Source organism: Nonomuraea cypriaca (assembly GCF_015645445.1).
Lineage (GTDB): Bacteria > Actinomycetota > Actinomycetes > Streptosporangiales > Streptosporangiaceae > Nonomuraea > Nonomuraea cypriaca.
In genome coordinates this window covers 1-21,319 of sequence record NZ_JADOGI010000091.1, presented here as the reverse complement: position 1 = coordinate 21,319, position 21,319 = coordinate 1, and the positions used below count along the sequence as shown (strand labels likewise).

At 71.4% G+C, this 21,319-nt stretch carries 17 protein-coding genes; 8 read left to right on the top strand and 9 right to left on the bottom strand.

Going from position 1 to position 21,319, the window contains the following annotated elements; all coding sequences use genetic code 11:
* Positions 1 to 3: 3 nt before the first annotated feature.
* Both ITP53_RS27565 and ITP53_RS27560 read right to left on the bottom strand, forming a co-directional pair.
* Complete coding sequence (locus ITP53_RS27565; RefSeq protein ID WP_195898361.1) at positions 4 to 1,398, bottom strand: GH1 family beta-glucosidase; 1,395 nt, start codon at positions 1,396 to 1,398, stop codon at positions 4 to 6.
* Between the two features lies 1 nt (position 1,399).
* Positions 1,400 to 2,542, bottom strand: coding sequence for a LacI family DNA-binding transcriptional regulator (locus tag ITP53_RS27560; protein ID WP_195898360.1), 1,143 nt, complete (start codon positions 2,540 to 2,542; stop codon positions 1,400 to 1,402).
* A 408-nt stretch (positions 2,543 to 2,950) separates the two neighbouring features.
* Between ITP53_RS27560 and ITP53_RS27555 the strand changes: the two genes are divergently transcribed.
* The 5 genes from ITP53_RS27555 to ITP53_RS27535 all read left to right on the top strand — a co-directional run bounded on the left by ITP53_RS27555 (position 2,951) and on the right by ITP53_RS27535 (position 9,650).
* A complete protein-coding gene (locus tag ITP53_RS27555; protein ID WP_195898359.1) occupies positions 2,951 to 5,299 on the top strand; it encodes a beta-xylosidase/alpha-l-arabinosidase in 2,349 nt (782 codons plus the stop codon).
* On the top strand, positions 5,296 to 6,279 hold the full coding sequence (locus ITP53_RS27550) for an ABC transporter permease (protein ID WP_195898358.1): 984 nt from the start codon (positions 5,296 to 5,298) through the stop codon (positions 6,277 to 6,279). The genes ITP53_RS27555 and ITP53_RS27550 overlap by 4 nt, the downstream gene beginning before the upstream one ends.
* Positions 6,276 to 7,145 (top strand): carbohydrate ABC transporter permease, encoded by an 870-nt coding sequence (locus ITP53_RS27545; RefSeq protein ID WP_328815934.1) that lies wholly within the window; start codon positions 6,276 to 6,278, stop codon positions 7,143 to 7,145. Before ITP53_RS27550 ends, ITP53_RS27545 begins: the two co-directional genes overlap by 4 nt.
* Before the next feature lie 50 nt (positions 7,146 to 7,195).
* Positions 7,196 to 8,833: an ABC transporter substrate-binding protein gene (locus ITP53_RS27540; RefSeq protein ID WP_195898357.1), complete on the top strand. Its 1,638-nt coding sequence runs from the start codon at positions 7,196 to 7,198 to the stop codon at positions 8,831 to 8,833.
* Between the two features lie 130 nt (positions 8,834 to 8,963).
* Complete coding sequence (locus tag ITP53_RS27535) at positions 8,964 to 9,650, top strand: DUF624 domain-containing protein (RefSeq protein WP_195898356.1); 687 nt, start codon at positions 8,964 to 8,966, stop codon at positions 9,648 to 9,650.
* A gap of 1 nt (position 9,651) precedes the next feature.
* Here ITP53_RS27535 and ITP53_RS27530 read toward each other — a convergent pair whose 3' ends face one another.
* A complete protein-coding gene (locus ITP53_RS27530) occupies positions 9,652 to 11,685 on the bottom strand; it encodes an alpha-glucuronidase (protein WP_195898379.1) in 2,034 nt (677 codons plus the stop codon).
* A gap of 71 nt (positions 11,686 to 11,756) precedes the next feature.
* Here ITP53_RS27530 and ITP53_RS27525 point away from each other — a divergent pair, with 71 nt between their 5' ends.
* Positions 11,757 to 11,999: a hypothetical protein gene (locus ITP53_RS27525; RefSeq protein ID WP_195898355.1), complete on the top strand. Its 243-nt coding sequence runs from the start codon at positions 11,757 to 11,759 to the stop codon at positions 11,997 to 11,999.
* Positions 12,000 to 12,036: 37 nt separating this feature from the next.
* Here ITP53_RS27525 and ITP53_RS27520 read toward each other — a convergent pair whose 3' ends face one another.
* The 6 genes from ITP53_RS27520 to ITP53_RS27495 form a co-directional block, all read right to left on the bottom strand.
* Entirely contained in the window at positions 12,037 to 12,840 is an 804-nt protein-coding gene (locus ITP53_RS27520) for an amino acid ABC transporter permease (protein ID WP_195898354.1), read from the bottom strand.
* Positions 12,837 to 13,505 (bottom strand): amino acid ABC transporter permease, encoded by a 669-nt coding sequence (locus ITP53_RS27515; protein WP_195898353.1) that lies wholly within the window; start codon positions 13,503 to 13,505, stop codon positions 12,837 to 12,839. Before ITP53_RS27515 ends, ITP53_RS27520 begins: the two co-directional genes overlap by 4 nt.
* 5 nt (positions 13,506 to 13,510) lie before the next feature.
* Positions 13,511 to 14,338, bottom strand: a complete 828-nt coding sequence (locus ITP53_RS27510; RefSeq protein WP_195898352.1) for a glutamate ABC transporter substrate-binding protein — start codon at positions 14,336 to 14,338, stop codon at positions 13,511 to 13,513.
* 8 nt (positions 14,339 to 14,346) lie between these two features.
* A complete protein-coding gene (locus ITP53_RS27505) occupies positions 14,347 to 15,084 on the bottom strand; it encodes an amino acid ABC transporter ATP-binding protein (RefSeq protein WP_195898351.1) in 738 nt (245 codons plus the stop codon).
* 81 nt (positions 15,085 to 15,165) lie between these two features.
* Complete coding sequence (locus tag ITP53_RS27500) at positions 15,166 to 15,993, bottom strand: glutamate ABC transporter substrate-binding protein (RefSeq protein ID WP_328815931.1); 828 nt, start codon at positions 15,991 to 15,993, stop codon at positions 15,166 to 15,168.
* Positions 15,990 to 16,676, bottom strand: coding sequence for a response regulator (locus ITP53_RS27495; RefSeq protein ID WP_195898350.1), 687 nt, complete (start codon positions 16,674 to 16,676; stop codon positions 15,990 to 15,992). Before ITP53_RS27495 ends, ITP53_RS27500 begins: the two co-directional genes overlap by 4 nt.
* A 157-nt stretch (positions 16,677 to 16,833) precedes the next feature.
* Here ITP53_RS27495 and ITP53_RS27490 point away from each other — a divergent pair, with 157 nt between their 5' ends.
* A complete protein-coding gene (locus ITP53_RS27490) occupies positions 16,834 to 19,812 on the top strand; it encodes a hybrid sensor histidine kinase/response regulator (protein ID WP_195898349.1) in 2,979 nt (992 codons plus the stop codon).
* Positions 19,813 to 19,985: 173 nt separating this feature from the next.
* The coding region (locus ITP53_RS27485; RefSeq protein WP_195898348.1) for a lanthionine synthetase LanC family protein at positions 19,986 to 21,319 on the top strand (1,334 nt) is incomplete at its 3' end.

Sequence of the window (21,319 nt, the reverse complement as noted above, 5' to 3'; positions counted from 1 at the left end):
CGCTCAGCCCACCGGGAGGCTGCCGGTGGACACGACGTCGTGGTACCAGTGGGCGCTGTCCTTCCAGGTGCGTTCCATCGTGTCACGGTCCACGTGCACGATCCCGAACCGCTTGGCGTAGCCGTGCGCCCACTCGAAGTTGTCCATCAGCGACCACACGAAGTAGCCGCGCACGTCGGCTCCGCCGGCGATCGCCTCGGCGACGGCCGTCAGGTGGCGGTGCAGGTAGTCGACGCGCCGCTCGTCCCTGATCCGGCCGTCGCCGCCCAGGACGTCGTCGAACGCGGCGCCGTTCTCGGTGATCATCGTGGGGGTGTCCGGGTAGTCGCGGTGCAGGCGCAGCAGCAGCTCGGTCAGGCCGCTCTCGTCGATGTTCCACCCCATCTCGGTGTACGGCCCCGGCTGGCGGACGAACTCGACGTCCTCGCACGCGATCCACGGCGAGCCGGCCCCGTCCTGGTGCCCGTCGGCGGTCTCCCGGCTGCCGTCACCCTCCCACCGGCGGACCAGCGTGGGGTTGTAGTAGTTGACCCCGAGCACGTCCAGCGGCTGGTTCGCGGTGGCCTCGTCGCCGTCGAGCACGAACGACCAGTCGGTCACCGAGGCGGTGTCGGCGATGAGGTCGCGCGGGTAGGCGCCCTCCAGCATCGGGCCGAGGAAGGCCCGGTTGGACAGCCCGTCGGCCTTGCGCACCACGTCGGCGTCCGCCTCGGACACGCCGCGCACGTGGTGCAGGTTGAGCGTGACCGACATCCGCGCCGTCGGCGCCACGACCGCCCGCAGGGCCTGGACGGCCAGGCCGTGGCCGAGGTTGAGATGGTGTACGGCGGCCAGCGCGGCGGCGGGCTCCGACCTGGCCGGGGCGTGCACGCCGGAGGCGTAGCCCAGGTAGGCCGAGCACCACGGCTCGTTCAGGGTGATCCAGGTGTGGACGCGGTCGCCGATCGCCTCGCCCATCAGGCCCGCGTACTCGGCGAAGCGCAGCGCGGTGTCGCGGTGCGGCCAGCCGCCCGCGTCCTCCAGCTCCTGCGGCAGGTCCCAGTGGTAGAGCGTGGCGACCGGAGCGATGTCCCTGGCCAGCAGCCCGTCGACGAGGCGGGAGTAGAAGTCCAGGCCGGGCCGGTTGACCGGGCCGCGCCCGCCGGGCCGCACGCGCGGCCACGAGATGGAGAACCGGTACGCGCCGACCCCCAGGCGGGCGAGGATGTCCAGGTCCTCCTCCAGCCGATGGTAGTGGTCGCACGCCACGTCACCGGCGTCGCCGTTCGCCACGAGGCCGGGCGTGTGGGAGAAGGTGTCCCAGATGGAGGGGCCGCGGCCGTCTTCGGCGACGGCTCCCTCGACCTGGTAGGCCGCGGTGGCCGTGCCCCACAGGAAGTTCTTGGGGAAGGTGGTCATGTCACTCCTTGGAGCTGATGGTGGTCTCGATGTGGTCGATGCCGGGGGTCGCGGACCCCCGGACGCCCGCCGTCCGCGGCGAGGTCCGCTCCGCGCGTGCGGGCGTCCGCCTTCCGTCCGGTGGCGGCTCTTCGCGGGGTGGGGCCGAGCTGTCGCCCGGCACCAGCCGGCAGGGTACGAGACGCCGGCGGGGCGGGGCGTCATGGTCCGCCAGCCGGTCGATCAGCATCCGCGCGCCGAGCCGGCCCAGCTCGGCACTGGGCGGCTCCAGCGTCGTGAGCCGTGGATGGAACATCTCGGCCACCCGCGCCGACGACAGCACCAGCATCAGGGTCAGGTCCTCCGGGATCCGCCAGCCGCGTGCCGCCACCGCCGCGATCACCCCGGCCGCCGCGTGGTCGTCCATCACGGCCAGCGCGGTCACGTCGGGGTGGGCGGCCATCAGCCGCTCGAACGCCTCCCTGCCGTCCTCGGCCGAGCCGGGGCGGAAGTCGTCCACATACCCGATCCCGGCCGCGCGGGCGGCTCCCGCGAACTCCACGCCGGCGCGCACCGCGGGCCCGTACCCGGCCGCGTGCGCGTCCGCCGCGTGGTTGAAGAAGGCCAGCTTGCGATGCCCCAGCCCGGCCAGGTGGGCCACGGCGGTCTCGGCCGTCGCCGCGAAGTCGATGTCGGCGTAGTCGATCGGGCCCGGCTCGCGGGTCCGCCCGATCATGCTGTACGCCACCCCGGCCGCCGACAGGAACTCCGCGCGCTCGTCGTCCAGCCCCACCTCCATCAGCAGCACGCCGTCCACCAGCCCCAGGCCGGTGATGTGGCGCAACTCCTCGACGGGGTCGTCGCGTTCGGGGGAGAGCAGCAGGTGGTAGCCCAGCTCGCCGGCCGCCTCGGCGGCACCGGTCGCGAACCGCATCTCGGTGAGGCCGAATCCGGCGCGCGGCGCGGGGAACAGCAGGGCCAGGATGCGCGTCCGCTTGCTCTGCAGGCCGCGGGCCAGCAGGTTGGGGCGGTACCCGAGCTCCGCGGCGGCCTGCTCGATGCGCCGCTTGGTCGCCGCAGCCACCGGGCGGGTGCCGTTGAGCGCGGCGGAGACGGTGCTGACCGCGACCCGCGCGCGCTCGGCCACGTCACGTAACGAGGACATTCCACCCGGCCATATGCCCGGCCACCCTTGGGCGGGCCGGTAGTCGAAACGTTTCGCATAACGTAGAGTCCGTTTTGCGGAGATGTCAATGGCGTTAAAACGGACACCCCAAATATCGCGCCGCGTCGTCCCATGTCGGGAGACGCCGGTTCCCGGCCCGGGAACAGTCATCCAGGGCACCCCGCGTATATCCACGCCCCTCGGTTAACCGCCCGAAAGTTTCGGGAAATTTGCCGTCGAACCGGCCCAGCTCAAACCCCTGACCTGAGGCGAGTGGCGGGCGGGAGGATTCGCAACATAGCAGTTGATAGCACTCTTGACACACCTCAATGCCGCCCATATGTTGCCGCAATATTAAGCAGATCGTCTTGAAAGTTTCGGTGTCACACCGTTGGCCGAAGGGATGGCATGAGGGGCCACGTACCCATCGACACGAGCCCTGAGCCCGCAGCGTGGCGGGACGCACGGCTGTCCCCCGCCGAGCGGGCGGCGACGCTCATCCCGCTCATGACCCTCGAAGAGAAGGTCGCCCAGCTCTTCGGGGTGTGGGTCGGCGCCGACGCCTCGGGGGGAGGCGTCGCCCCGCACCAGTCCGAGATGTCGGGCGCCATCGCATGGGAGGAGGTCATCGCTCACGGCCTGGGCCAGTTGACCCGCCCGTTCGGCACCGCGCCTGTCGACCCCGTCGCCGGCGCCCGCTCGCTGGCCGCCTCCCAGGCGGAGATCGTGGCCACCAGCAGGTTCGGCATTCCTGCGCAGGTCCACGAGGAGTGCCTGACGGGCCTGGCCGCCTGGCGGGCGACCGTCTATCCGGCCCCGCTGAGCTGGGGGGCGTCCTTCGACCCCGGGCTGATCGAGGAGATGGCCGGGCGGATCGGCCGCTCGATGCGCGCCGCGGGCGTCCACCAGGGCCTGGCGCCCGTCCTGGACGTGACCCGCGACTACCGCTGGGGGCGTACCGAGGAGACGATCGGCGAGGATCCCTACCTGGTCGGGACGATCGGCGCGGCTTACGTGCGGGGCCTGGAGGGCGCCGGGATCGTCGCCACGCTGAAGCACTTCGCCGGCTACGCCGCCTCACGCGGCGGCCGCAACCTCGCCCCCGTGCACATGGGGCGCAGGGAGCTGGCGGACGACGTGCTGCCGCCGTTCGAGATGGCCCTGCGCCTGGGCGGCGCACGGTCGGTGATGCACTCGTACTGCCAGATCGACGGCGTTCCCGTGGCGGCCGACGAGAGCCTGCTGACCGGGCTGCTGCGCGAGGAGTGGGGGTTCACCGGCACGGTCGTCGCGGACTACTTCGCGATCCGGTTCCTGCACCGCCTGCACGGTGTCGCGGCCGGCGCGGCGGAGGCGGCCGGGATCGCCCTGCGCGCCGGGATCGACGTCGAGCTGCCCACGGTCGACACGTTCGGTGACTCCCTGATCGAGGCGGTGAAGGCGGGAGAGGTCGACGAGGCGCTCATCGACCGCGCCCTCGGCCGGGTGCTGACCCAGAAGGCCGAGCTCGGCCTGCTCGACGAGGGCTGGCAGGGGCTGCCCGCCGACGTCGAGGCCCTGCGCTTCGACGACGCGGGCAACCAGGACATCGCCCTGCGCCTGGCACGGGGAGCCGTGGTCCTGCTGCGCAACACCGGCGGGATCCTGCCGCTCGCCGCCGGTCGGCGGGTGGCCCTGGTGGGGCCCGTCGCCGGCGACCCGATGGCGATGCTCGGCTGCTACTCCTTCCCCCTGCACGTGGGCCCGCATCCCGAGCACGGGCTCGGGGTGGAGATCCCGTCGCTGCGCGACGCGCTCGGCCGGCTGGTGCCTGACCTCACGTACGCGCCGGGCTGCGACGTCATCGGCGACGACACCTCGGGCATCGCGGCGGCGGTGGACGTGGCCGCGGCGAGCGACGTGTGCGTGCTGGCGGTGGGCGACCGGGCGGGACTGTTCGGGCGCGGCACCTCCGGCGAGGGGTGCGACTCCGCCGACCTGCGTCTGCCGGGCGTGCAGGCCGAGCTGGTACAGGCCGTGCTGGCCACCGGCACCCCCGTGGTCCTGGTGGTGCTCGCCGGGCGGCCGTACGCGCTGGGAGCGGAGGCCGACGCCGCCGCCGGCATCGTGTACGGCTTCTTCCCCGGCCAGCGCGGCGCCCAGGCGCTGGCCGAGGTGCTCACCGGCGCGGTGAACCCGTCAGGCCGGCTGCCGGTCAGCGTGCCGCGCGACGCCGGCGGCCTGCCGGCGACGTACCTGTCGCCGTGGCTGGGCCGCCGCTCGGACGTGTCGTCGGTCGACCCGACGCCCGCGTTCCCGTTCGGGCACGGGCTGAGCTACACGACGTTCGAGTGGGGCGAGGCCGGGGCGGACGCGGCGGACTGGCCGGTCGACGCCGAGGTGAGCGCCGGCGTCACCGTGCGGAACACCGGATCGCGGGCCGGCACGGAGGTCGTCCAGCTCTACCTGCACGATCCCGTCGCGCAGACGACGAGACCGGTGGTCCGCCTGATCGGCCACGCCCGCGTCCCGCTCGAACCCGGCCGGGCCGCGCGTGTGACGTTCACGGTCCCGGCCGACCTCACCTCGTTCACCGGCGTCCACGGGCGGCGCGTCGTCGAGCCCGGCGACGTCGAGTTGCGCTTCGGCCGCTCCAGCGCGGACGTGGCGGCGACCGTGCCGCTGCGCCTGACCGGCGCCGAGCGCGAGGTGGGCCACGAGCGCCGGCTGCAGCCGGTGGTCCGCATCGACCCCATCGCACCGGAGAGGCCACGATGAGCACATCACGGACCGTGGACCCGCCACCGGCCACGCGGAGCCCGCGCCTGCGCAAACCCCGTGCCGCGCCCACCGGCCGCCCCGGCTGGCGCCAGGCGCTGCGCCGCGACTGGCAGTTGTACTCGCTGGCGATCCTCCCGCTGCTGTTCTTCCTGATCTTCCGGTACGCGCCGATGCTCGGCAACGTGATCGCCTTCAGGAAGTTCCAGCCGGGGGGTGACATCTTCGGCGAGGAGTGGGTGGGCCTGCGCTACGTGCGCATGTTCCTGAACGACCCGACCTTCTGGCAGGTGTTCACCAACACCATCTGGCTCGGCGCGCTGACCCTGCTGTTCTGCTTCCCGATGCCGATCGTCCTGGCGCTGCTGCTCAACGAGATCAGGGGCAGGAAACTCAAGCGGTTCCTGCAGTCGGTCTCCTACCTGCCGCACTTCCTGTCGATGGTGGTCGTGGCCGCCATCGTCATGCAACTGCTGACCCTCGACGGCCCGATCAACCAGCTCCTGCGGTTCGTGGGCGGCGATCCGATCGCGTTCATCCAGCAGGCCGACTGGTTCCGGACGATCTACGTCTCCTCCGAGATGTGGCAGACCGTCGGGTGGGGGACGATCCTCTACCTCGCCGCGCTCACGACCATCGACGACCAGCTCTACGAGGCGGCCAGGATCGACGGCGCCAACCGGTGGAAGCAGATCTGGCACGTGACCCTGCCGGGCATCCGGCCGACCGCGGTGACCCTGCTGATCCTCAACATCGGCACGTTCATGGCCGTCGGGTTCGAGAAGGTCCTGCTGCTCTACAACCCCCTGACGTATCCGACCGCCGACGTGATCTCCACGTACCTCTACCGGATGGGCATCGTGTCCAACAACTTCAGCTACGCCGCCGCGATCGGCCTGTTCGAGGCGCTGATCGGGCTGGTGCTGATCGTGTCCGCGAACCTGATCTCCCGTCGCGCGGTGGGGACGAGCCTGTGGTGACCGAGAGCCGGGGCTACCGCGTCTTCCGGGGCGTCAACGCCGTCATCATGAGCGCCGTCGTCTTCGTGACGCTCTATCCCTTCGTCAACATCGTCGCGCGATCGTTGAGCGACGAGGCCTACATCAGGTCGGGGCAGGTCAACCTCATTCCGCGCGGCTTCAACCTCACGACGTACCAGGTCGTCGCGTCTGACCCGGTCTTCTGGACGAACTACCGCAACACGGTGGTCTACACGGTGGTCGCCACGGTGATCGCGATGTTCATGACCACCTGCTACGCGTACGTGCTGTCCAAGAAGCACCTCAGAGGCCGCAAGGTGCTGATCTGGATCGCCGTCTTCACCATGGTCTTCTCCGGCGGCCTGATCCCCAACTACGTGCTGATCGTCGGCCTCGGTCTGAAGGACAGCATCTGGGCGATCGTGCTGCCCCAGGCCATCAGCGTCTTCAACCTCCTGGTCATGAAGGCGTTCTTCGAGAACCTGCCGTCCGAGCTGGAGGAGGCCGCCGCGATCGACGGCCTGAACACCTACGGCATCCTGTGGCGGATCGTGCTCCCGCTGTCGAAGGCGGTCATGGCCACGATGGTGCTCTTCTACGCCGTCTCGTTCTGGAACTCCTGGTTCTCCGCCTTCCTCTACATGGGCAAACAGGAGCTCTTCCCGGTGACCGTCTATCTGCGCAACCTCATCGCGGGGGCCACCAACGCCGAGGTGGCCGGCGGCGCCGTCGCCGACCTGACGCAGACCAACGCCAACATCCAGGCGGTGACGGTCGTGCTCACCGTCATTCCGATCCTGGTGGTCTACCCCTTCGTGCAGAGGTTCTTCGTCTCAGGCGTGATGCTCGGCGCGGTCAAGGGCTAGCGCCCCAAGCGACATCTCACTCCACCACCCCACGGAAAGGGACCCCCCAAATGCCACAAGTGACGCGGCGCCAGGCGATACTCGGCCTCGGCGCGTTCACCCTGGTCCTCGCCGGTTGCGGCGACGACGAGCCGGCGCAGCAGTCCGGCCAGCAGGACCTCAACCGCGCGGGCGCGATGTCCTCCTATTCGGCCGGCACGCAGTTCAAGGCCACCGCGCCGGTCACGTTCACCATCCTCTACAACAACCACCCGAACTACCCGCTCAAGAACGACTGGCTGTTCTGGACGGAGCTCGGCAAGCGCACCAACGTGACGCTCACGCCGACGGTGGTGCCGCTCAGCGACTACGAGAACAAGCGCAGCCTGATGATCGGCGCCGGCGACGCCCCGCTGATCATCCCCAAGACGTATCCGCACCAGGAGACCCCGTTCGTCGCCTCCGGCGCCATCCTCCCGGTCAGCGACTACCTCGACCTGATGCCGAACTTCAAGGACAAGATCGCCAAGTGGAACCTCAAGGCCGACCTGGACGAGCTCCGGCAGGCCGACGGACGCTTCTACCTGCTCCCCGGCGTCCATGAGGCCATCTGGATCGACTACTCCCTGGCCGTCAGGACCGACATCCTCGAGAAGCTCGACCTGGAGGTCCCGAAGACCTGGGAGGACCTCTACACCGTGCTCAAGGCGATGAAGGCGGAATATCCCGACCTCTACCCGCTCTCCGACCGGTGGGGCATCCCCACCCCGGGCGGCGCCCTGTTCGACATCATCGCCAAGGCCTACGGCACCCAGGCCGGCTGGAACTACCACAACGAGACGTGGGACGCGACCGCAGGGAAGTTCGTCCTCACCGGCGCCATGCCGCAGTACAAGCAGATGGTGGAATACCTCAACAAGCTGGCCAAGGAGAAGCTGCTCGACCCGGAGAGCTTCACGCAGAACGACGACGACGCGATCAGGAAGTTCACCTCGGGCAAGTCCTTCGTGATCGGCAGCAACGCGCAGACTCTGATCAACGACTACCGGGCGAACCTGGAGAAGTCGGTCGAGGGGGCCAAGGTCGAGAAGATCCCGACGCCCACGGGCCCGCTCGGGGACGTCAAATTCGGCACCCGCCTCGAGAACGGCATCATGATCTCCAAGAAGGCCCTGGAGCACGAGAACTTCGTGGCCATGATGCAGTTCATCGACTGGCTGTGGTACTCCGACGCGGGCCAGGAGTTCGCCAAGTGGGGCGTGGAGGGAGTCACGGTCAACAAGGGCGCGGACGGCTCGTACAAGATCGCGTCGGACGTCGACTACGTGGGACTCAACCCCGGCGCCCCCAAGCACCTGCAGAAGGACTTCGGCTTCGGCAACGGCGTGTTCGCCTACGGCGGCACCACCAAGCTGCTCCAGTCGACCTTCTCCGAGGAGGAGCTGGAGTTCCAGAAGGCGATCGAGCCCAGGAAGGCCCTCCCGGTGCCGCCCCCCGCGCCGCTGAACGAGGAGGAGCGCGAGCAGGCCACGCTGTGGGAGACCCCGCTGGACGACTTCGTGCAGCAGCAGACGCTCAAGTTCATCCTCGGCGAGCGCGACCTCAGCGAGTGGGACGCCTACGTCCAGGAGCTGGAGAGCAAGAACGCGAGCTCCTACATCAACCTGGTGAACACCGCGTACGAGCGGTTCAAGAAGGAGAACGGCTGATCGCCCGCGGGCGCCGGTGCCTCCCGCTCGTGGGAGGCCCCGGCGGGGTTACCCTGGTCGGGATCACGGCGGTGGCCGGACATGCCCCGTCGTGGCGGGACGACCCGCCCGGCCCGGAGGAGGGCGCACCATGAGTGAGGCGACGGCCGAGAGCCGCTTCGGCCGGGGGCCGCTCTCGCGCGCGGCCGCGCTGATCTACACCCTGCTGATCGTGGAGCTGCTGTTCCTGGTCACCGTCGTGCCCGGCCTGGCCGCGCTCGTCCTGCTCGACCGCGACGCCGGAAACGTCCCCCTGGCCGCCGCCTGCGCCCTGCCGGTCGGCCCGGCGCTGTCGGCCGCCCTGTACGCGTTGCACCGCCGCAGCCGCGAGCTGACGGATCTGTCGCCGGCGGTGGCGTTCTGGCGCGGCTACAAGGCCAACGCACTCGGCGTGCTGAGGATCTGGGCCCCGTGGCTGGCCGGGCTGGCCGTCGTCGTGATGACCCTGGCGAACTTCACGGCCGCCGGCGTGCCCGGGTGGTGGGCGGTGCTGCTCGTCCTCGTCGGGGTGGGCTCCACCCTCTGGGTCGCCAACGCGCTGGTGATCACGTCACTGTACGCGTTCCGCACCGTGGACGTGGCCCGGCTGGCGGCGTACTCCCTCGGCCGCTTCCCCGGCGCCACCCTGGGCAACCTGTGCCTGCTGATCGTGGCGGGCGGCGTCACCCTGGTCGCCACCGAGGCGGTGCTGGCGCTGCTGGCCTTCGCACTCGTCGCGGCGCTCCTGTGGAACAGCCGCCCGATGATCATGGAGATCCGGGAGAGGTTCACCGCCTGAGTCAGGGAATGCGCCGCCCGCGCGCGTCGGGCACCCCCGACTTGCGGAAGAAGTACGCGTTGACCTGGTCGCGCCACTCCCCGGCGCAGCGCACCTGCTCGTCGAGCCGCTCCCGCACCCGCGCGTGCAGCGCCGGATCCACCGCGCCGGCCAGCTTCTCCCAGAGCAGCCTGGTCTGCTCCGCCTCCTCGGCGCCCTGGAAGTGGGTGTCGTAGATGTGCTGGATGACCGTCGAGCCGTCGTGCAGCACGTGGCCGTAGGGGACGTGGTGGAAGAACAGCAGCAGCTCGTCCGGGCACTCCTCAAGGGACTCGTAGACCTCGGACCACGGCTCGGGGTACTGGCCGGTGAAGCCGGTCCCCGAGGCGCGGGTCCGGTCCACGCCGACGCCGTCTCGGTCGGCGAAGTGGTAGGTGCCCCAGGGTGTGTACTCGTAGCCGTCCACGTCGGGGCCGTAGTGGTGGCCGGGGCGGACCATGAAGCCGACGCCGAGCGGCGCGGTGTAACGCTCGTACGTCCGCCATGACCCGTCCATCATCGCGTGCAGCGGGCCGCGCAGCCGCTCGGGGTCACCGGCCGCGAACGTGAGGCCGATCCACTCGTCGAGGACGGCGGCCGGGTCCAGCCGCGGCGCCCAGGCGAGCCGGCCGAACGCGTACAGGTTGGCCTGGGCGAGCGGGTGGCCGGTCCAGTAGGGGTCGTCGCCCGCGTTGGAGACCGCCACCAGGCCGCCGCCGGCGGCCACGTCGGCCACGCTCCTCCCGTCCCGCCCCCAGGGGCGGAACCCGAGCACCTCGCTCCACATCGCCGGCAGGTAGCAGACGTGCCGCTGCTGGCCGGTGTACTCCTGCGTCACCTGCAGCTCCACCGCCAGCGCGGTCGACGGCATGGCCGCGATCATCGGCGACACCGGCTCGCGCGTCTGGAAGTCCATGGGACCGTGCTTGACCTGGAGGATGGCGTTGTCGCGGAACCGGCCGTCGAGCGGGGCGAAGTGGTCGTACGCCGCCCTGGCGCGGTCGGTCGAGCGGTCGCGCCAGTCCTGCCGGTGGTTGTAGACGAAGGCGCGCCAGCACACGACCCCGCCGTGCGGCGCCAGCGCGTCGGCGAGCATGTTGGCGCCGTCGGCGTGGGTGCGGCCGTACGCGAACGGGCCAGGCTGCCCCTCGGAGTCGGCCTTCACCACGTAGCCGCCGAAGTCGGGGATCGCCGCGTACACCTGCTCGGTGGTCCTGGCCCACCACGTGCGCACGTCCGCGTCGAGCGGGTCGGCGGTGGGCAGGCCGCCGAGCGCGATCGGCGCGGCGAAGTTGACCGACAGGTGCACCGCGATGCCGTACGGGCGCAGCACGTCAGCGATCGCGGCGACGTCGCCGAGCCGGTCGGTCAGCAGATGGGCCTCCGTGGCGTGCACGTTGACGTTGTTGACCCCGACCGCGTTCACGCCGCACGCGGCCAGCAGTCGCGCGTAGGCCCTGACCCGTGCCAGGTCGCCGCGCGGCCCGCCGTCGCGCCAGAAGATCGACCCGCCCGCGTAGCCGCGCTCCACCTGGCCCATCACCGGATGCGGGTCGACGTTGTCCCAGTGGCCGAGCATGCGCCGCGGCGTCGCCGGCCGGTGCCACTCCACCGGCCGCTCGGCGCCGAACGCCGACTCGCCCAGCCTGACCACGTGGAACAGCCCGTACAGCAGGCCGGCCGGCTCGTCGGCCACCACCACCGTGACGCCGTCGCGGTGGGCCAGCGCGAACCCCTCCGCGCCGCACTCACCCGGCGCCACCTCCACCGGCTGCTCAGCCGTGGAGAGCGCCAGCACCAGGTCGAACTCCCCGCCACCCGCCTGCTGCCGGACACTGCCGCCGTAGCGCGCACAGGCCGCCGCGACCTCCGCACGCACGGTCTCGGCGAGGAGCCCGTCGGCGAGCACGAGGGTACGGCGGGTGCCGACTGGCCGGAACGCCTCCTCGGGCAACCATGCGGCGTGGACGTCGGTCGGCGCGGGAATGGTCACGAAATTCCTCCGGTCCGGCAGCACGATGGCCAAGTCGTGATCGTGAATCTACCGGTCGGCCGCACCCTTTCGCGTCGGATCTCCGGGGTGCCGGGGTGGGCTGGCATCGGCGGATGATCGAGCGGCCGTCCATCGTGCGCCGGGTGCTGCGCTGGGTCCGTCTGGTGCTCGCGGTGGCCGTGACCGCCTGTGCGGTGGCGGGTGTCGTACGGCTGGCCGTGCTCGCCGCCGCCCCGTGGCTCCCCGCGCTGCGCCGCCGCCGCGCGACCGGCCGCGGGCCACACCTGCGAGCGCTCCCACCGCAACGCCGAGCGCCGCATGCGGAGCCGGCCGAGTGAGGCCCGTCACGGCCGCCGAGCCCGTGGGTGAGGCTTGTCAGGGCTGCCGGGCCACGCCCAGCCGATGGGCCAGCCGGTCCAGGGCGAGGTTGATCAGGATGAAGATGGCCGCGATGAGGATCGCCGCGGGGATGACGTTGGAGAAGTTGGCCGCGATGCCGTTCAGCCCACGGTCGACCAGTTCGTCGTAGCCGACGATGAGGCCGAGCGCCGAGTCCTTCAGCAGCACCACGAACTGGCTCACCACGGCGGGCATCATGGCGCGCAGCGCCTGGGGCAGCAGTACGAGCCGCATCGCCTGCCCCTTGCGCATGCCCATCGCGTACGCCGCCTCCCGCTGCCCCCTGGGCAGGCTCAGCACCCCCGCCCGGACGATCTCCGCGATCACCGAGCCGTTGTAGAGGGTGAGCCCGAAGACGACCGCGGCGAACGCCGAGACGTTCACCCCGAGGAGGGCGTACGAGCCGAAGAAGGCGAAGAAGATGAGCAGCAGCAGCGGGACGGACCTGAAGAACTCCACCACCACGGCCGCGGGCACCCGGATCCAGCGGTGCTCGGACAGCCGGGCGGTCGCGAACACCAGCCCGAACAGCCCGGCCAGCACCACCCCGGCCACGGCCGCGGCCAGCGTGCCGGCCAGCCCCGGCAGGATGAACGTGGCCCAGACGTCCCCGCGCAGCAGCGGCGTCCACTTGTCCGCCGCCCACTGCTCCCTGGCGTCGAAGCGCACGTAGACGACATAGGCCACGGCGAGCAGCCCGGCCGCCACGACCGCCGCCAGCGCCCGGTTGCGGCGGATCCCGCGCGGCCCCGGCGCCTCGTAGAGGTTCGCGTAGCTCATCGCGCCACCGCCAGCCGCCGCGACAGCCAGCCGAACAGCAGCCCCATCGGCAGGCACAGCAGCACGAACCCGGCCGCGAAGCCGAAGAAGATCTCGATGACCTGGTCTCCGTACGTCTCGATCATCTCGCGCATCCGCACCGACGCCTCACTCACGCCCACCACGAGCGCGATCGTGGTGTTCTTGGTCAGCGCGATCAGGATGCTGCCCAGCGGCGCCACGACCGCGCGGAACGCCTGCGGCAACGTGATCAGCGCGAGCGCCTTGACGAAGCCGAGCCCCAGCGACCTGGCCGCCTCCGCCTGGCCGACCGGCACCGTGTTGAGCCCGGAGCGCAGCGCCTCGCAGACGAACGCCGAGGTGTACGCGGTCAGCCCGATGGCGGCGAGCCAGAAGTTGTTGGTCGCGATGTCGTCGGACAGTTCCACGCCCAGGTTCGCCCCGACGCCGAGGCCGGTGAACAGCAGCACCAGCGTGAGCGGCGTGTTGCGGGCCACGGACACGTAACAGCTCGCGGCCCCGCGCAGGGAGGCCAGCGGCGCGACCCGCATGGCGGTCAGGAGCGTGCCCAGCACCAGGGAGCCGAGCGCGCTGACCGCGGTCAGCCTGATCGTCATCCAGAAGGCGACCAGGATCGTGTCACCCTCGATCAGCAGCGCCTCCATGCCGATCAGTACCGCTCCAGCTGGGGGGCCTGCGGCAGGGCGAAGCCGGAGGCGCCGACGCTGGCCTGCAGCGCCTTGGTCCAGCTCCCGTCGGAGAACATCTTCTCCAGCGCGTCGTTGACCGCCTTGCGCCCGGCCGTGTCGTCCTTCTTCAGCCCGATGCCGTACTTCTCGGTGCTGAACGGCTTGCCGACCACCTTGAGCTTGCCGCCGTGCTGCGCGGCGTAGCCGGCCAGGATGACGTTGTCGGTGGTGAGGGCGTCGAGCTGGCCGCCGAGCACCCGGTCCACGCACGACGAGTACGTACGCTCCTCCTGGAGCTGCACCTCGTTGGCGTACTCCGTCTTGACCTTCTGCGCCGGGGTCGAGCCGGCGACCGAGCACAGCTTCTTGCCGTTGAGCGTCTCAGGCCCGGTCAGCGCGGCGTCATCGGCCCGTACCAGCAGGTCCTGCCCGGCCACGAAGTACGGCCCGGCGAAGGACACCTTCTGCTTCCTGGCGTCGGTGATGGAGTACGTCGCCACCACCATGTCCACCTGGCCCTGCTCGATGAACGCCTCGCGGTTGGCCGACACGGTCTCCTTGAACGTGATGTCCTTCGCCTCGACCCCGAGCTGCCCGGCCACGTACGTGGCGACCTCGATGTCGAAGCCGGCGAAGCTGCCGTCGGGCGTGCGCAGCCCGAGACCCGGCTGGTCGGCCTTCACGCCGATCACCAGCTTCTTGTCGTTCTTGGCCTTGTCCACGATGGAGGCGTAGCTCTCCTGGCCGCCGCCGCAGGCGGTGGTCACGGCCAGCACGGCGAACACGGCGAAGAGGGATCTGCCGAACATGACACTCCTTAGTGAGTGAGGATCTTGGCGAGGAAGGACTTGGCCCGCTGGCTGTCCGGAGCGCAGAAGAAGGCGTCGGGCGAGCTCTGCTCGACGATCTCGCCGTCGGCCATGAACACCACCCGGTCGGCCGCCCGCCGGGCGAAGCCCATCTCGTGGGTGACGACGACCATGGTCATGCCGTCGCGGGCGAGCGAGGTCATCACGTCGAGCACCTCGTTGACCATCTCCGGGTCGAGCGCCGAGGTCGGCTCGTCGAACAGGATGACCTTCGGGTCCATGGCCAGCGCGCGGGCGATCGCCACCCGCTGCTGCTGCCCGCCGGACAACTGCGCGGGGAACTTGTCCGCCTGGCCGCCGATGCCGACCCGGTCGAGCAGCTCACGGGCCTTGCGCACGGCCGCGTCCCTGGGCCGCTTCAGCACGTGGACCTGCCCCAGGACGACGTTGTTCAGGACGGTCTTGTGGGAGAAGAGGTTGAACGACTGGAAGACCATGCCCACCTCGGCGCGCAGCCGGGCGAGCTCCCGCCCTTCGGCGGGCAGCGGCGTGCCGTCCACGCTGATCGTGCCGGAGTCGATGGTCTCCAGCCGGTTGATCGCGCGGCACAGCGTCGACTTGCCCGCCCCCGAGGGGCCGATGATGACGACGACCTCGCCCTGCTTGACGCTCAGGTCCACGTCCCTGAGCACATGATGGTCGCCGAAGCGCTTGTTGACCCGGTCCAGGACGATGAGGTCGGCCATGCGTCACGCTCCTTGTGTCGGTCAGCGTTGGCGTAACCGTAGGAGCCGCGGGTTTCCGTGACGGGCTTGTGCGCGTTCTGCTCAGCGATTGGCGGGCTTGGACTGGTCCGGGGCGGCGCCGGAGACCCCGATCGTGCCCATGAAGGCCCGGTCCCACTGCCCGTCGCGCAGCCAGCGGGCGATCAGGCCGTTGAGGTGGTCGCGGAAGGCCGTGTCCGTCCTGTGGACCCCCATCCCGTACGGCTCGCGCGCGAACGGCTTGCCGACCAGCCGTACCGCGCCGGGATTCTGGGCCTGCATGCCGCGCAGGATCGTGTCGTCGGTGCTGATGGCGTCGACGCGCCCGGACAGCAGCGCCGGCACGCACACGCTGTAGGCGTCCACGATCTCCAGGACCGCGCCGGGCGCGGTGGTGCGCAGCCGGTCGACGGAGGTCGAGCCCTTGGCCGTGCACACGTTCTTGCCGTCCAGGTCCGACAGGTCGTCGACGCTCGTGTCACCGGCCCTGACCAGCAGATCCTGCCAGGCGTAGTAATACGGGTCGGTGAAGCCGACCAGCCTGGCGCGGGCCTCAGTGATCGAGTAGGTGGCGATGACCATGTCGACCACGCCCTGGGCGAGGAAGTTCTCCCGCTCGCGCGACACGGTCTCGACGAAGCGGATGTTGCGCTCGCTGCCGGTGAGGTCCCTGGCCACCAGCCGGGCCATCTCCGCGTCGAAGCCGGTGATCCGCCCGCTGGCCGGATCCTTGTAGCCGAACATCGGCTGGTCGAACTTGATGCCCACGATCAGGGTGCCGCGCTCCCTGATCCTCGCCATGGTCGAGCCCTCGGGGAAGGGATCGGACGTGCCGCAGCCCACCGGCACGAGGCACAGCAGGAGCGCGAGCAGCGCCCTGAGCCCGGTCACCGTACGCGATACCGGTGCTGGGGGCGCCCGGTGGGCCCGTATCTCGGCCGGCCCTCCAGCAGCCCGCGCTCGGTGAGGTGCTCCAGGTAGCGGCGGGCGGTGGCGCGGCTGACGCCGATCATCGCGGCCAGCTCGTGCGCCGACACGTCGTCGGCGACGTCGGACAGCGCGTCGAGCACCGCCTGCTCGGTGGCCGCGGAGATGCTCTTCGGCCGTACCGCGGGATCGAGGTGGAGCGAGCGGAAGATCCGGTCGATCTCCTGCTGCTCGGCGAACCGGCCGCCGTCCTCCAACTGCTCGGCCGTGGCGGCGTAACGCAGCAGCGTCTGCTCAAGTGTCCCGGCCCTGGTCGGCTTGACCAGGTAGTAGAGGGCGCCGCGCTGCATGGCCGCGCGTACCGCCGCCGACTCCTTGCGCCCCGAGATCACGATGATGTCGGCGGGCGGCTGCTCGGGCCGGCGCAGCCGGTGCGCCACCTCCAGTCCGGGCATGTCGGGTAAGTGCAGGTCGAGCAGCACCAGCCGGGGGGCGAACCGGGCGGCCGCGGCCAGCGCCGCGAGGCCCGTGTGCGCGATGCCCACCACCCTGAACCCCAGCACCCGGTTCACCTGCGCGTGCAGGGCGGCGGTGACGACCGGGTCGTCGTCCACGATGAGAACGGTGATGTCCCGGGGCTCAGGCACCGCCACACTCCTCGTCCGGCTGGCAGGGATCAATGCAGCCTAAGCAGGTTCGGCGAATGATGATCGCCTTTTGCTCGTTATGCTCACGGAGATCCGCCGTACACGTCTGTTTCCTCCTACGCTGTTCCGCGGGCGACAAGGGGGAGGACGGACGCCGGTGAGATGGCTGCTCGCGGTGACGGCCCTGTGGACGCTGCTCGGTCTGCTTCCCCTGGCACTGCTCACGTCCTCGAGTATCTCGCTGTCGGACCAGACCGTGCGAGCGGAGGTCGGTGACCGGGTCAGGACCACCGCGTCGGTGAGCCGGGTCGTGGTGGAGCAGCAGATGGACTCGCTGAAGCAACTCGTCACCGCGTTCGCGCAGCGGCCCGGCGTACGCGCGTCCGTCGGCGAGACCACCCCCGAGGCCCTGCGCGGCCACCTCGGCGAGCTGAAGCGGATGCGCGACGGCGTCAGCGGGCTGCTGTTCATCTCGCCGGACGGCACCACGCTGGGCGCGGAGCCGCCGAGCGGGCTGCCGCTGGACATCGCCAACAGCGACTGGTATCGCGCCGTGCGCGACCGGCGGCAGGCGCACGTCTCGCAGGCGTACACGCCGACCATGCTCGGCGTGTCCAGGGCCGTCGCGGTGGCCGCGCCCATCCCCAGCGAGGACGGCGAGCGGATGCTCGGCATCCTCACGGTGGTCTACAGCCTGGACGCCATCCAGACGTTCGCCGAGCAGGCCGCCGAGGCGCAGCACATCCGGTTGCTGATCACCGACCAGGCCGGCGTGCTCGTCGCCGACCCCGGCAGGAAGCTGTACGCCCTCACCTCGCTGCGCGAGGACCCCCGCGTGGACGCCGCGCTCGCCGGGCGTACCTGGGACGGTCCGTTCCACGGCGTCGACGGCCAGGTGCTGTCGGCGTCCGAGCCGATCCCCGGCATCGGCTGGACGGTCACCGCCGAGGTGTCCGCCGCCACGGCGCTGGCCTCCGCCGAGCGGCTCAGGACGAACGTGCTCACCGTCGCCGTCGTCCTGGCCCTGCTCATCCTCATCGGCCTGGGCCTGCAGATCCACGCCACCCGTGGCCGCCGCCGCGCGCAGGCCACGCTGTCGAGGTACGCGGCCGAGCTGTCGGACGCCAGGGACCAGGCGGTCAGCGCCTCGCGCGCGAAGTCCGAGTTCGTGGCCAAGATCAGCCATGAGATCCGCACCCCGATCAACGGCGTGCTCGGCATGAACTCCCTCCTCATGGGCACCCGGCTGGACGATGAGCAGCGCCACTACGCGACCACGGGTGAGGCGTCGGCCAGGAACGTGCTGCGCCTGCTCGACGACTTCCTCGACCTGTCCAGGATCGAGGCGGGACATCTGCAGGTGGACGCCGTGCCGTTCGACCTGCCGCGGCTGTGCGACGAGGTGGTCGCGCCGTTCGCGCCGCTCGCCTACCGGCAGGGGCTCTGGCTCACACTGCGGCTCGACGAGGACGTGCCACGGCAGCTGTCCGGCGACCCGGCCCGGCTGCGCCAGGTCCTGACGAACCTGGTCGGCAACGCGCTGAAGTTCACCGTCCAGGGCGGCGTCGACCTGTACGTCACCCTCGACGAGGGCGAGCCGGACCAGTCGCGGGTGGTCCTCAGGTTCGCCGTGGCCGACACCGGGGTCGGGGTCGGCCAGGACGACCGCGAGCGGGTGTTCGGCGTCTTCCGCCAGGTCGACTCGCCCATCACGCGCAGGACCGGCGGGAGCGGCCTGGGGCTGGCCATCGGCAGGCAGCTCGTCGAGCTCATGGGCGGGCAGATCGGGCTGGACAGCGTGGAGGGTGTGGGCAGCCGGTTCTGGGTCACGCTCCCTGTGGAGGTGCTGGCCTGGCCGGAGCCGGTGGTGGAGGCGCTGGAGGGGCGGCGCGCTCTCGTCGCCGACCCGCGGCCGGAGGATCGCGGGCTGGCCTCCCGGTTCCTGGCGGGCGCGGGTCTCGACGTGGAGGAGACCAGGGAGGGGGAGTCCGCCCTCGCTCTCCTGCACGCCGCCGCGGCCGGCGGACGGCCGTACGAGCTGGCCGTCGTCGCCCTCGACCTCGGCGCCCCCGCGGACACGGGGCCGGGCCTCGGGGCGGACCTCGGGGTCGACGCGAACGGCGGCCCGGGTGGCGGCCCGGGTGGCGGCCCGGGTGGCGGCGCGAACGGCGGCCCGGACGGCGGTGTTGCCCGCTCGCTCGCGCACGCCGTGCTCACCGACCCGGCGCTCCAGGCCACCAGCGTCATCGTGGTCGTGACGCCGGGCCGCGCGGGCTTCGCCTGGCCGGTCGCCGCGGGGGAGCGCACCGTGCAGTCGATCACCCGGCCGCTCAGCCGCCGGCGCCTGATCGCCGCCGTGGAGAACGCCCTGAGCACCGGCGAGTGCCCCGGCGAACCGCGCGAGCGCGTGCAGGTCCCTGGCACGGTCACGGGGGCGCGCATCCTGGTGGCCGAGGACGACGAGGTCAGCAGGCAGGTGGCGACGCTCGTCCTGCGCCGGGCCGGGCACGAGGTCGTGACGGTGGACGACGGCGAGCAGGCCGTGCGCGCCGTGCTGGCCGGCCGCTACGACCTGGTGTTCATGGACTGCCAGCTGCCCGTGCTCGACGGCCTGGCCGCGACCGAGGAGATCAGGAGGCGGGAGGAGGCGCACACCCCCATCGTCGCGATGACAGCGGCGGCGATGCCGGACGACCGGATCCGGTGCCTGGAGGCGGGCATGGACGACCACCTGGCCAAGCCGGTGGACTGGGCGCGCGTGCTGGCCAGGATCCCGGCGTGGGCGGCCTCCTCCGGCCTGCCGCCCGAGCTGGCGGGCCTGTCGCCCGAGGCGCTGACGGAGATCGCGCAGGTGTACCTGGCGACGGCCGGGCCGGCGTACGAGGAGCTCAGCGCGGCGGCGCGGGCGGGCGACCTGACGGCGACGGCGGCCCTCGCGCACCGGCTCAGTGGTGCGTGCGCGACCGTGGGAGCCGCTCGCGAGGCCGACCTGTGCCGGCGCGTGGAGGACCTGGCGCGCGCGGGCGCCGCCGACCACGGGGCGCTCGCCGAGCTGGAGGAGCTGCTCGGCACACCGCCGGCCTGGATGAACGGCACCTCTTCCACGGATGGCGGCACCCGCCTCGGCGAGCCTTGACGATCTTCGTCCGGGAGCCGTGCCACGACCAGATGCGCGCGCCCCCCGTGGACGCTGGGGTTGAGCAGTGGGCTGGGGTGATTCACTAGAGCTTGAGCACCTCGTTTTCGAGAGCTTCAGCGCCTCGTTGTCGCCAACCTGATTTTCCTACCAAGTTGTGGGATAATGCGGTCGTGAGCCTGGACAGGATCCGCCCATCGAGCGCCCGTGCCGATTCGCCGCTGACCGCCGCCCTGCGGGCGGGGCGGTGGATCCGCTCCGCCGCGGCCGACGACGAGCACGGAAGACGCTGGCTGGCCAACCCCGATCCGCGCGGCGCGTCGGCGGTGACCCCTGAGCCGTGGTCCCTCTACTCGGGGGCCGCGGGCATCGTCCTGTTCTTCCTCGAACTGGCCGCCGCGAGCGGTCACGAGGCGTACCTGGAGGATGCCCGGGCCGGGGCGCGGCGGCTCGCCGCCACCTGGCGGGAGCAGGACGACCTCACGCTCTACCACGGGCTGACCGGCACGATGGTCGCGCTCATGGAGGCCGGCTGGGCGCTGGACGAGGACCGGTTCGAGGCGGAGGCCATGGCCATCGCCGACCTGATCGTCCACCGGGGCCGGACGGACGGGCCCTCGGGAAGGGGCGTGGGGTCGCGCGGGGAGGGCGTGCAGTGGTCACGTGATCCCGCGCAGCGCGGCGAGGGCGGCATCATCCTCGGGCTGCTGCGCTCGGCCGCCCACTTCGGCGTGCCCGCGTACGCGGAGGCGGCGGCCGAGGCGGGCATGCGCATCGCCAGGCTCCCCGTTCCCGGGCACCGCTTCGGCGACTGCGCCGGCCTGCCGGTCGACGCCGTCACACCCGGCTTCCTCGCCGGTACGGCCGGCACCGCGTTCCTGCTCGCCCGCCTGTACGGCGCCACGGGCGATGAGCGTTTCCTGTTCGCCGCCCGCAGCGGCGCCGACTTCGTCCGCGAGGTCAGCGTCGTGACCGGCGGCTGCGCGGCCGTACCGCACCACGTGCCGCAGGCCAGGGACCTGCACTATCTCGGGTTCTGCTCGGGCTCGGCGGGGGTGGCCAGGATGTTCTACGAGCTCTACCGGGTGGCGGGCGACCCGGGGGACCTGGACTGGGTGGAGCGGCTGGCGCGCGGCATCGTCGCGAGCGGGGTGCCGCACCGGCGTACCGAGGGCTACTGGAACGTGGCCTGCCAGTGCTGCGGCGCGGCCGGGCTGATCGAGCTGTTCACCGGGTTGTGGGCGGCGACCGGGCGGGAGTCGCACCTAAAGTTCGCCCGTACGCTCGCCGCCGACCTGATCGCCCGCGCCACCGACCACGACGGGAACGGCTACCGGTGGTACCAGGCCTACCGCCGGCTGCGTCCCGGCGAGGTGACGGCCGACACCAGCTACATGGTGGGCGCGGCCGGGATCGGCGCCGCCCTCCTCCACGTGGACGCCGCCGGCCAGGCCGCCCGGGCGCGCCGGATCATCCTCCTGCCCGACAACCCGTTCCCCGCCATCCC

What these genes read in the sequence shown, in the direction of transcription:
- ITP53_RS27565 (WP_195898361.1), bottom strand. Translation starts at nt 1,398, where the DNA reads ATGACCACCTTCCCCAAGAACTTCCTGTGGGGCACGGCCACCGCGGCC.
- ITP53_RS27560 (WP_195898360.1), bottom strand. Translation starts at nt 2,542, where the DNA reads ATGTCCTCGTTACGTGACGTGGCCGAGCGCGCGCGGGTCGCGGTCAGC.
- ITP53_RS27555 (WP_195898359.1), top strand. Translation starts at nt 2,951, where the DNA reads ATGAGGGGCCACGTACCCATCGACACGAGCCCTGAGCCCGCAGCGTGG.
- ITP53_RS27550 (WP_195898358.1), top strand. Translation starts at nt 5,296, where the DNA reads ATGAGCACATCACGGACCGTGGACCCGCCACCGGCCACGCGGAGCCCG.
- ITP53_RS27540 (WP_195898357.1), top strand. Translation starts at nt 7,196, where the DNA reads ATGCCACAAGTGACGCGGCGCCAGGCGATACTCGGCCTCGGCGCGTTC.
- ITP53_RS27535 (WP_195898356.1), top strand. Translation starts at nt 8,964, where the DNA reads ATGAGTGAGGCGACGGCCGAGAGCCGCTTCGGCCGGGGGCCGCTCTCG.
- ITP53_RS27520 (WP_195898354.1), bottom strand. Translation starts at nt 12,840, where the DNA reads ATGAGCTACGCGAACCTCTACGAGGCGCCGGGGCCGCGCGGGATCCGC.
- ITP53_RS27515 (WP_195898353.1), bottom strand. Translation starts at nt 13,505, where the DNA reads ATGGAGGCGCTGCTGATCGAGGGTGACACGATCCTGGTCGCCTTCTGG.
- ITP53_RS27510 (WP_195898352.1), bottom strand. Translation starts at nt 14,338, where the DNA reads ATGTTCGGCAGATCCCTCTTCGCCGTGTTCGCCGTGCTGGCCGTGACC.
- ITP53_RS27505 (WP_195898351.1), bottom strand. Translation starts at nt 15,084, where the DNA reads ATGGCCGACCTCATCGTCCTGGACCGGGTCAACAAGCGCTTCGGCGAC.